Annotated in this window: 3 protein-coding genes; 2 read left to right on the top strand and 1 reads right to left on the bottom strand. The window is 61.9% G+C overall.

Annotation, left to right across the window (positions count from 1 at the left end; all coding sequences use genetic code 11):
* Nucleotides 1–148: 148 nt before the first annotated feature.
* Nucleotides 149–2,446: a YgiQ family radical SAM protein gene (locus ACPZMI_RS00110; RefSeq protein WP_186709692.1), complete on the top strand. Its 2,298-nt coding sequence runs from the start codon at nucleotides 149–151 to the stop codon at nucleotides 2,444–2,446.
* Between the two features lie 64 nt (nucleotides 2,447–2,510).
* Here ACPZMI_RS00110 and ACPZMI_RS00105 read toward each other — a convergent pair whose 3' ends face one another.
* On the bottom strand, nucleotides 2,511–3,098 hold the full coding sequence (locus ACPZMI_RS00105) for a cytokinin riboside 5'-monophosphate phosphoribohydrolase (RefSeq protein WP_186665942.1): 588 nt from the start codon (nucleotides 3,096–3,098) through the stop codon (nucleotides 2,511–2,513).
* A gap of 372 nt (nucleotides 3,099–3,470) precedes the next feature.
* On the opposite strand from ACPZMI_RS00105, the gene azu reads away from it, so the two are divergent.
* Nucleotides 3,471–3,920, top strand: coding sequence for an azurin (azu, locus tag ACPZMI_RS00100; RefSeq protein ID WP_426351417.1), 450 nt, complete (start codon nucleotides 3,471–3,473; stop codon nucleotides 3,918–3,920).
* The last annotated feature ends 65 nt before the right edge of the window (nucleotides 3,921–3,985 follow it).

The raw sequence follows: 3,985 nt of genomic DNA, 5'->3' as shown, positions 1-3,985 counted from the left end.
TCGCATTCGCGGGTAAACCCGCTCCCACAGGGGGGCGATGTTTTTCTGGGCGATCACTATGATTCCGACCACCACCGTCGGATTTGGTCAAAATTTGTGCTATATTCCGCGCCCGCGATTTCCCTGCACACCAGAACCGGTCACTGACATGCAAGCAGCCAAACCACTCTACGACTATCCCAAGTACTGGGCCGAATGCTTCGGGCCAGCGCCTTTCCTGCCAATGAGCAGGGAGGAGATGGATCAGCTCGGCTGGGACTCCTGCGACATCATCATCGTGACCGGTGACGCCTACGTCGACCATCCGTCGTTCGGCATGGCCATCATCGGCCGCCTGCTGGAAGCCCAGGGCTTTCGCGTCGGCATCATCGCCCAGCCGAACTGGCAGTCCAAAGACGACTTTATGAAGCTCGGCGAGCCGAACCTGTTCTTCGGTGTCGCGGCCGGCAACATGGACTCGATGATCAACCGCTACACCGCCGACAAGAAGGTCCGTTCCGACGACGCCTACACGCCTGGTGGCCTGGCCGGCAGCCGTCCTGACCGCGCCAGCCTGGTGTACAGCCAGCGCTGCAAGGAAGCCTACAAGCACGTGCCGATCGTGCTCGGTGGCATCGAGGCGTCGCTGCGCCGCATCGCCCATTACGACTACTGGCAGGACAAGGTCCGCCACTCGATCCTGGTCGATGCCAGCGCCGATATCCTGCTGTTCGGCAATGCCGAGCGGGCGGTGGTCGAGGTTGCCCAGCGCTTGTCCAACGGCGAGAAGATCGAATCCATCACCGACGTGCGTGGCACTGCGTTCATCCGTCGTGACACCCCCGAGGGCTGGTACGAGATCGACTCCACCCGCATCGACCGTCCGGGCCGTGTCGACAAGATCATCAACCCCTACGTCAACACCCAGGATACCCAGGCCTGCGCCATCGAGCAGGCCAAGGGCGAGGTGGAAGACCCGAACGAAGCCAAGGTCGTACAGATTCTCGACAGCCCGCGCGTGACCCGCGAGAAGTCGGTGATCCGCCTGCCATCGTTCGAGAAGGTCCGCAACGACCCGGTGCTCTATGCCCACGCCAACCGCGTGCTGCACCTGGAGACCAACCCGGGCAACGCCCGCGCCCTGGTGCAGAAGCACGGTGAAGTGGATGTGTGGTTCAACCCGCCACCCATTCCCATGAGCACCGAGGAAATGGACTACGTGTTCGGCATGCCCTACGCGCGCGTGCCGCACCCGGCCTACGGCAAGGAGCGTATCCCGGCCTACGAGATGATCCGTTTCTCGGTGAACATCATGCGTGGCTGTTTCGGCGGCTGCACCTTCTGCTCGATCACCGAGCACGAAGGCCGGATCATCCAGAACCGCTCCCACGAATCGATCCTGCACGAGATCGAGGAGATGCGTGACAAGGTGCCGGGCTTCACCGGCGTGGTCTCCGACCTGGGCGGCCCGACCGCCAACATGTACCGCATCGCCTGCAAGAGCCACGAGATCGAGAAGCACTGCCGCAAGCCGTCATGCGTGTTCCCGGGGATCTGCGAGAACCTCAACACCGACCACAGCTCGCTGATTTCGCTGTATCGCAAGGCCCGCGCGTTGCCGGGGGTGAAGAAGATCCTCATCGCCTCGGGCCTGCGTTACGACCTGGCGGTCGAGTCGCCGGAGTACGTGAAGGAGCTGGTCACCCACCACGTAGGTGGCTACCTCAAGATCGCCCCGGAGCACACCGAGCGTGGTCCGCTGGACAAGATGATGAAGCCGGGCATCGGCAGCTACGACCGCTTCAAGCGCATGTTCGAGAAATACTCGAAAGAAGCGGGCAAGGAGCAGTACCTGATCCCGTACTTCATCGCGGCGCACCCAGGCACCACCGACGAAGACATGATGAACCTGGCCCTGTGGCTCAAGGGCAACGGTTTCCGCGCCGACCAGGTGCAGGCGTTCTACCCTTCGCCCATGGCCTCGGCCACGGCTATGTACCACTCGGGCAAGAATCCGCTGCGCAAGGTCACCTACAAGAGCGAGGGTGTGGAGATCGTCAAGAGCGACGAGCAGCGCCGCCTGCACAAGGCATTCCTGCGCTACCACGACCCGAAGGGCTGGCCGATGCTGCGTGAAGCGCTGACCCGCATGGGCCGCGCCGACCTGATCGGCCCGGGCAAGCACCAGTTGATCCCGCTGCACCAGCCGCAGACCGACAGCTACCAGAGCGCCCGTCGCAAGAACTCGACGCCTGCCGGTAGCCACAAGGTGGCCAAGGAGCAGAAGATCCTCACCCAGCACAACGGCCTGCCGCCGCGTGCCAGCGATGGCAGCAAGCCGTGGGACAAGCGCGAGAAGGCCAAGGCCGAGGCATTCGCCCGCAACCAGCAGGCGGCCAAGGAGCGCAAGGAAGCGGCCAAGGGCGGTGGTAAGAAGAAGCCGCGTCAGCCCGTTATCCCGCGCTGACCTCCAAGCCTGCATGGAGCATTGTGGGGGCGAAGCGCTGCCCCCACAGGCTCTGTAAAAGCTGTCAATCAGGCTTGTGATCGACCCACTTCGGTGCCACCGGGGCGATGAAGCTGTCCATGCCATCGAGCAACTCATCCGCCCGCTGACCGAGCAACAGCATCGCCCGGTGCTGCGGTCGCACGAAACCTTCCTCGACGATATGGTCGAGGAAGCCGCCAAGCTTTTCATAGAAACCATTCACATCCAGCAGCCCCAGTGGCTTGGCGTGATAGCCCAGTTGGCCCCAGGTCCAGACTTCGAACAATTCCTCCAACGTACCCAGCCCACCCGGCAGGGCGATAAAGGCATCGCTGAGTTCGGCCATGCGCGCCTTGCGAGCATGCATGCCGTCGACCACTTCCAGGCGCGTCAACCCTTTGTGGCCAACCTCGGCGTCCATCAGGCTCTGCGGGATGATGCCGATGACTTCGCCACCTGCCGCCATGGCAGCATCGGCGACGATGCCCATGAGGCCGACGGCGCCACCGCCGTAGACCAGGGTCAGGCCGCGGTGGGCGATGGCCTGGCCGAGGGCGATGGCGGCTTCACGATAGGCTGGGTTGGCGCCGATGCTGGCGCCGCAGAAGACACAGACGGAACGTACGGGCATTGCTTATCTCCAGTGCAGTTCACCCGCTGCGCAGGCAGTGGGGCACACAGGGTAAGGCGCAATGGCGCGTGCTCCAAGCGTCGAATTCACTCCGGTCGGGCGAACTCACAGACCGCTGCGCCGGTTGCGCCGCACGCATAGGCAGCCAACAGGCTGCGCATGAAATTTCCGAGATTCATGGCACTTGCTCCTAAATGAGAGGTTGTCCCATCGTCTATCAAGCAGGCATGATGTGCTCTTAGATTGTTTGTATACAATCCATTGAACAATACTACTGGCTGGCTCATTGATGGCCCTTGACTCAAATCAGCAAGGGTCTGGCCGGTTTCAGGCAGTCTCGCAATTGATAAAACCCTGCCAAGGAGATTCACGATGTTTGCGAAAGCTGTAGCGGTATCCCTGCTGACCCTCGCCAGCGCTTCTGTGTTCGCCGCCGAGTGCTCGGTGACCGTCGACTCGACTGACCAGATGTCCTTCAACACCAAGGAAATCGCCGTCGACAAGAGCTGCAAGGAGTTCACCGTCAAGCTGACCCACTCCGGCAGCCTGCCGAAGAACGTCATGGGTCACAACCTGGTGATCAGCAAGACCGCCGACATGCAGGCCATCGCCACCGAAGGCATGACCCAGGGTCTGGACAAGGACTACATCAAGGCTGACAACGCTGCGATCATCGCCCACACCAAGATGATCGGCGCGCCTGAGAAGGAAACCGAAGTGAAGTTCGATGCGACCAAGCTCGAAGCCGGTGGCGACTACAGCTTCTTCTGCACCTTCCCGGGCCACATCTCGATGATGAAGGGCAAGGTTGTCGTCAAGTAATGACAGCTGTGTAGGGCCTTAGGGCCCCATTCGCGGGCAAGCCCGCTCCCACAGGTTGTTCACTG

It is taken from the genome of Pseudomonas wayambapalatensis, from assembly GCF_049942315.1.
Taxonomy (GTDB): Bacteria; Pseudomonadota; Gammaproteobacteria; order Pseudomonadales; family Pseudomonadaceae; genus Aquipseudomonas; species Aquipseudomonas wayambapalatensis.
The sequence above is the reverse complement of the archived record's forward strand: the minus strand, read 5'-3'. Positions and strand labels throughout refer to the sequence as shown.